At 56.3% G+C, this 7193-nt stretch carries 4 protein-coding genes; 1 reads left to right on the forward strand and 3 read right to left on the reverse strand.

From position 1 onward, the window contains the following. Positions 1 to 152: 152 nt before the first annotated feature. On the reverse strand, positions 153 to 2429 hold the full coding sequence (locus tag Q1V60_RS13590) for a CHASE2 domain-containing protein (protein ID WP_300631150.1): 2277 nt from the start codon (positions 2427 to 2429) through the stop codon (positions 153 to 155). A 359-nt stretch (positions 2430 to 2788) separates the two neighbouring features. Here Q1V60_RS13590 and Q1V60_RS13595 point away from each other — a divergent pair, with 359 nt between their 5' ends. After that, a complete protein-coding gene (locus Q1V60_RS13595) occupies positions 2789 to 3505 on the forward strand; it encodes a response regulator transcription factor (RefSeq protein WP_300631143.1) in 717 nt (238 codons plus the stop codon). Between the two features lie 110 nt (positions 3506 to 3615). On the opposite strand, the gene gyrB is transcribed toward Q1V60_RS13595, so the two are convergent. Both gyrB and recF read right to left on the reverse strand, forming a co-directional pair. Next, positions 3616 to 6033, reverse strand: coding sequence for a DNA topoisomerase (ATP-hydrolyzing) subunit B (gyrB, locus tag Q1V60_RS13600; RefSeq protein WP_300631145.1), 2418 nt, complete (start codon positions 6031 to 6033; stop codon positions 3616 to 3618). Positions 6034 to 6037: 4 nt separating this feature from the next. Continuing rightward, entirely contained in the window at positions 6038 to 7141 is a 1104-nt protein-coding gene (gene recF / locus Q1V60_RS13605; protein ID WP_057725758.1) for a DNA replication/repair protein RecF, read from the reverse strand. Positions 7142 to 7193: the final 52 nt, after the last annotated feature.

Genomic DNA, 7193 nt, shown 5'->3' on the forward strand with positions numbered 1-7193 from the left:
TGGTTAATTAGCTTTTTTGGATCGTAACTCTCTGATTTAGATATATATTTCAGAAACTCCTAAAATCTCTAAAAACGTGCATAAGTTTTTTTCTTCATAAAAAAACCGGTCCTTGTGACCGGTTTTTTATGCACAGCCGAAAAGGCGTCTTTTCAGTCCTCCAACTGGGGCAATTGCAGAATGAACGTCGAGCCCTTGCCCAGCGTGCTTTCACAGATCACACACCCGCCGTGGCGTTCCACAACAGCTTTCACCATTGTCAGGCCCAACCCCAACCCGTCACTGCCCTGGGCCGAATCGAAGCGTCGATATTGGTTGAACAGCTCCGGCAAATCCTGCAGCGCGATCCCTGGTCCCTGATCGCTGATACGACATTCCAACCAACCCTGCACGCTGCCGTGGCTTAACCTGACGGTAGTATTGGGCGGCGAATATTTGATCGCGTTTTCCAACACGTTGAATAACGCACGGGTGAGCAGCGATTGATCGGCGTAAACCATGCCTTCGTCAGCTTCATCCAGATCGTGAACCAAATGGATGCCTTTGAGTTGAGCGATGACCGCCACTTGGTCGAAAGCGTCCATCACCAGCATGGCGAATAAGGTGGGTTGGAATTGATAACCGTCAGCCTCGGCTTTCACCAGTTGCACGAAGGATTCAGTGAGGCTCAAAGCGCGTCGAACCTGTTGTTCGATCTGGCCAAAGACCGGCGATTCACCTTCCTGCACATCCAACAGTGCAAGGATTGCCGAATGCGGTGCACGCAGGTCATGAGACAGAAAGCGCAGCATGGTTTCGCGGTGCTGTTGGGCTTCGCGTTCCTTACTTAAATCCGTAAGGCTCAGCAGCCAACCGAGGGCCATATCACCTTCGGCCGGCAGCAAGGGCGCAAGCTCTATGCGCAAGCTACGTCGGTGGACGTCACGAAACTCGATTAACTCCAATTCAGACAGGGCAGGGCGCACGCCGTTGTGCAGCGGCGGATAACCGAGGTCGGCGAGCTGTTCGAGGAGGTTTTCGCGCACCAGGTCGCTGCCGAATACGTCACGGGCAACGCGATTGGCCAACAGGATGCTGCCCCGGGGGTCGGTGATCAGTGTCGCTACTGGCAGGCATTCCAAGCCATCGGCCATAAAACGCCGGGTATCCCGCGTGCGACTGACCGCTTGCTCAAGGGCGAAGATGCGCCCTTGGAGTACATCGCCCTTATTGGCGGGCGCACGGCGCCGCTCCGGCAAGACTTTGGGTTCGTTATCCAGGCGGGCCAGTTCCCAGCCGAAGTAGCTGAGGATCACACTCAGGCGTCGCCAGTTCCAGATTAAATAGCTGAGCAACAAACCAATCAGGCAGGCCGCAGGCGACCACCAGTGCCCAAGGCTTAGCAGCGCCCACGAGCCCAGTATCGACGTGGCCATGCAGCCCAAGGTCATCCACAGCGCGTAGCGCGGGCGATACAGCAGCAGGCCCAGCAACAAGGCCACCAATGACGTCGCCATCAGCGCCGACAGCCAACCTGGCAGGTCAACAATGCTGCGTCCCTGCAGTAAACCATTGAGCACATTGGCCTGAATCTCCACTCCCGCTGTCGACCCGGTAGAGGAGAGCGGCGTAACAAAACTTTCGCCAATCCCGTAGGCCGTGGCACCCACCAGAATCAGTCGCCCGCGCAGCAACTCTGGGGATACCTCGCCACGTAGTACGCTGACATAGGAAACACTCGGAAAGCGGTCATGGGTAGCGGTGAAAGGGACGCGGATTTCATGCTCCTGGTGCCACTGCTGGCTGTCGGGTTCTTGAGGCAAGCCCGGCATCCTTGATGGTTTTCCATTCAACGTGAATGCCAACCAAGCCAACTGGGGAAGCGCGCTGCCCGGTGGGCCTTCACGTAAATACAGGCTGCGCACGACACCGTCATTATCCGATTCGACGTTGATATGCCCGATGCCCCTGGCGCACTTGAGCAAGGGCGACAATGGCTTCCCGGCCTGCCAGGACCGTGCTCCGTCAGCATTTACTATGGGCAGTAATACATTTCCCGCGGTGCACACAGCATCGGCTAATCGCTGATCACCCAGGCCTGCGCCGTGCTCACTGAAGATCACATCGAATAAGACAGCTGCCGGCTGTGCTGCGCTAAGGCGTTCAATCAGGTCTGCATGCAAACTGCGCGGCCAGGGCCATGGGCCAAGTTCTTCCAAACTTGGCGCATCAATGGTCACCAGCAGGATGCGCGGGTCTACAGGCAACGGTGCCAACTTGCGCAGGCTGTCATAGAGCGGGTTATTCAGCGCCAGGCCCGGGCTCACGGATAAGTACGCAGTAAAAGGCAACAACACCAGGCCGATCAGCAGCCATTCCCGCACCAGCCCGTGAAATAGCAGCTGCGCCCGGGTAGGTTGACGTTTTTCAGCCTTGCCCCAGAGCTTCACAGGGCCACAGCCATAAGCGCGCCAGGGCATCGATGGTCGGCAGGTGAACATGTCATAAGCCCCGGTCTCCCTCCAGGTGGTTACGCTGAAACGCGTCAGAGGTACTCAAACCCGTGAAGCCTATTTCGGTCGTCAGGTAGTCACCATACCGTACATCGGTCCTTTTACTCATAGCCAGGAGCCGGTATCTTTCCCCTTGGATACCGAGGACTTTCGATAGGTCACGACCCTTTGATATCAGCGTACCGAGAGATTCAAGACGCGTGGTATACGACCATAATTATTCAGATTCAGAGGCTGGTATTCGCACGAGTCGCCTCTGATTAAGAAGCCGTATTTTTGCAGGAAGGACCCCACTCATGCGTGTCGCAATACTGGATGATGAGCCCGCCGAGTTGAGACGGGTGGAACAGACACTGCGACAGATTCCCAGCCCATCGGAACAGCCTTGGTCCCTGCATTGCTTTGAACGCGGCGAGGACCTGCTGCGCCAACTGCGCCGTGAAACCTTCGACCTGCTGATACTCGATTGGCAGTTGCCCGATATCACAGGCATTGCGTTGTTGCGCTGGACTCGCGAACACATGGAGTCACCACCGGCCGTGATCATGGTCACCAGCCGCGATGCGGAGAGCGATATTGTCACGGCGCTCAACAGTGGGGCGGATGACTACGTGAGCAAACCCTTTCGGCCTAACGAACTCAAGGCTCGGGTCACGGCCGTTCTGCGCCGACACGGTCTGCAAAAGTCCGCCAGCAACGAACTTCAAAGCTTCAACGATCTGACGTTCGATGATGCCGAATTGACTGTCACGCGCGCCGGCAAACCGATCAATCTCACCGAACGGGAATACCGCTTGGCCAGTTGCCTGTTTGCCAACCTTGCGCGTCCGCTTTCTCGCGAGTACCTGTACGAGCGATTTTGGACCCACGAGGAAATGGTTTCGTCTCGGCCGCTCGACACCCATATCTACCGTTTGCGTAATAAGCTCGGATTGACGGCCGATCGAGGTTGGCAGCTACTGACGATCTATGGATACGGCTATCGCTTGGAGAGCGTGGCAACGCCTGCTTAAAACTGAAAAAGGATAATGTTCCACGTGGAGCATTTTGATGAGGCTAAAAAAACACAATAAAAAAGGCCAACGCTAAGCGTTGGCCTTTTACGTTTTTGCCGGTTAACTGATCAGAAATCCAGGTTGGAAACCGCCAAGGCATTGCTCTCGATGAAGTCACGACGAGGCTCGACCGCATCACCCATCAGGGTGTTGAAGATCTGGTCTGCGCCAATGGCGTCTTCGATGGTCACCCGCAACATGCGACGTTGAGCAGGATCCATGGTGGTTTCCCACAACTGATCCGGGTTCATCTCGCCCAGACCTTTGTATCGCTGGATGGTGTGACGCTTGGTGCTCTCAGCCATCAACCAGTCCAGGGCTTCCTTGAACTCCTTGACCTGCTTCTTACGTTCGCCACGTTGAATGTAAGCGCCGTCGTCCAGCAAGGTGCTCAATTGCGCGCCGAGGGTGACGACAGTCTTATAGTCATTGCTACCGAAGAAGTCGCGGTTGAAGGTGACGTAGTTCGACAAGCCGTGGGAGATCAATTCGATCTCTGGCAGCCACACGTTACGCTCACGATCTTCGCGCAGGCTGGCTTTGTACACCAGGCCAGACTTCTCGACCGTACGCAGACGTACTTCGTACTGGGCCAGCCAATCCTGCATCGCGGCGTGATCGCCCAACTGCTCCAGGCTCACGGCAGGCAGGTAGATGAAGTGCTCGGTCAGTTCTTGAGGGTACAGGCGCGACAAGCGCTTGAGCGTCTTCATCACCATGCGGAAGTCGTTAACCAAGCGCTCCAGGGACTCTCCGGAGATGCCTGGGGCTTCGTCGTTCAAGTGCAGGCTGGCATCTTCAAGGGCCGACTGCGTCATGTACTCTTCCATGGCGTCGTCGTCTTTGATGTATTGCTCTTGCTTGCCCTTTTTCACTTTGTACAACGGCGGCTGGGCAATGTAGATGTAGCCACGCTCGATCAGCTCAGGCAACTGCCGGAAGAAGAAGGTCAACAGCAGGGTACGGATGTGCGAACCGTCGACGTCAGCATCGGTCATGATGATGATGTTGTGGTAGCGCAGCTTTTCGATGTTGTACTCGTCACGGCCAATGCCGCAGCCCAGTGCCGTGATCAAGGTGCCGACTTCCTGGGAGGAAATCATCTTGTCGAAGCGCGCTTTCTCGACGTTGAGGATCTTGCCCTTCAACGGCAGGATGGCCTGGGTACGACGGTTGCGACCCTGCTTGGCGGAACCGCCAGCAGAGTCACCTTCCACCAGGTACAGTTCGGAGAGGGCAGGGTCTTTCTCCTGGCAGTCCGCCAATTTGCCGGGCAGGCCGGCGATGTCGAGCGCGCCTTTACGACGTGTCATCTCGCGAGCTTTACGCGCCGCTTCACGGGCGCGTGCGGCGTCGATCATCTTGCCGACAACAAGCTTGGCTTCGTTCGGGTTCTCCAGCAGGAAGTCGGAGAAGTACTTGCCCATCTCCTGTTCCACAGCGGTCTTCACTTCGGAAGACACCAGCTTGTCTTTGGTTTGGGAACTGAACTTTGGGTCCGGAACCTTGACCGAGATAATCGCAGTCAGACCTTCACGGGCATCATCGCCGGTAGTGGCGACTTTGTGCTTCTTCGCCAAGCCTTCGGCTTCAATGTAGGTGTTCAGGTTACGCGTCAGCGCGGAACGGAAGCCCACCAGGTGAGTACCGCCATCGCGCTGCGGAATGTTGTTGGTGAAGCACAACAGGTTCTCGTTGAAGCTGTCGTTCCACTGCAACGCGATTTCCACGCCGATGCCATCTTCACGCTGAATGTTGAAGTGGAACACCTGGTTGACCGCAGTCTTGTTGGTGTTCAGGTATTCAACGAACGCGCGCAGACCGCCTTCGTACTTGAACAACTCTTCCTTGGCGCTGCGCTCATCTTTAAGGACGATGCCGACACCGGAGTTGAGGAACGACAGTTCGCGAATCCGCTTGGCCAGGATGTCCCAGCTGAAGTGGATGTTCTTGAACGTTTCAGCCGAGGGCTTGAAGTGAATCTGGGTGCCTGTGGTTTCACTGTCACCGACGATTTTCATCGGTTCCTGTGGCACACCGTGAACGTAAGTCTGTTCCCAGATTTTGCCGCTGCGGCGTACGGTAAGGATCAGCTCTTCGGAAAGAGCGTTCACTACCGAGACACCCACACCGTGCAAGCCACCGGAGACTTTATAGGAGTTGTCGTCGAACTTACCGCCGGCGTGGAGCACGGTCATGATGACCTCTGCCGCCGAGACGCCTTCTTCTTTATGCACATCTACCGGAATACCGCGGCCGTTGTCGCGCACGGTAATGGATTCGTCCGGGTGGATGATGATGCTGATGTCGTCGCAGTGACCGGCCAGAGCTTCGTCGATGGAGTTATCGACCACTTCAAACACCATGTGGTGCAGACCGCTACCATCATCGGTGTCGCCAATGTACATACCGGGACGTTTGCGTACGGCATCCAAACCTTTCAGCACTTTAATGCTGGTCGAGTCGTACGTGTTTTCTTCGCTCATGCCTTCACTCCCGATGGTCGTGGGTCTGGGTGATACGGCCTTGTTCCACGTGGAACAAAGCGACTGGCGTTTCCGTCTGCCAGCCTTCCCTCAATAATTCATGGTCTACACAGGTGATAAACACTTGGCAGCGTAAGTCTTCCAATAAGCGGCATAGCGCGCGGCGATGTTGCTCGTCGAGTTCAGACGGCAAGTCATCCACCAGATAAATACACTGGCCGCGCCTGGCCTGGCTAACCAGATGCCCTTGCGCGATACGCAGTGCACACACCACCAATTTCTGCTGGCCGCGGGACAGAATATCCGCAGCATTGTGAGCGCCTAATCTAAGGCGCAAATCAGCGCGTTGGGGTCCGGCCTGGGTGTGGCCAATTTGCTGATCACGCTGCAAGGACGTCGCAAGCACGGCACTCAGCTCGCGTTCTTTGTCCCAACCGCGGTAATAACTCAGCGTCAGACCCTCGAGGTCCAACAACTCACTCAAGGTCTGCTCAAAGACTGGTTTCAAGGCTTTGATATAGGCACGGCGGTATTCATCTATTTCGTCGCTGGCCAGGCACAGTTCCCGGTCCCAGGCCGCTTGTGAAGCGGCGTCAAGTGTACCATGCCGCAGCCACGAGTTCCGCTGTCGCAGGGCCTTCTGCAGGCGCTGCCAAGTGGCCATGAACCGCGGTTCCACGTGGAACACTCCCCAATCGAGGAATTGCCTGCGAATTTTTGGAGCGCCCTCCAACAGGCGGAAGCTGTCGGGGTTTATCAACTGCAACGGCAGGATTTCTGCCAGTTGCGCCGCACTGCGCGCATTTTGCCCATCGATGCGAATTTGGAACTCCCCGCTGCGATCACGGGATATCCCCAAGGCACTGTGCCCGCCCTCGGCCAATTCGACTTGGCCAAATACTGTGCACGCCAGTTGCTCGTATTGAATTACCGGTAATAGTCGGGCACTGCGGAAGGAACGGGCGAGACCCAACAGGTGGATGGCTTCCAGCACGCTGGTTTTGCCACTGCCATTGGCGCCGTGAAGAATGTTGATGCGAGGGGAAGGGGAGAAGGTCACCGGGTGCAGATTGCGCACCGCGGTGACCGAGACGCGACTAAGGGACATCTAGCTTCTGCTGAGCATGATTACAGACGCATCGGCATAACAACATAAGCCG

Source organism: Pseudomonas sp., assembly GCF_030147005.1.
Lineage (GTDB): Bacteria > Pseudomonadota > Gammaproteobacteria > Pseudomonadales > Pseudomonadaceae > Aquipseudomonas.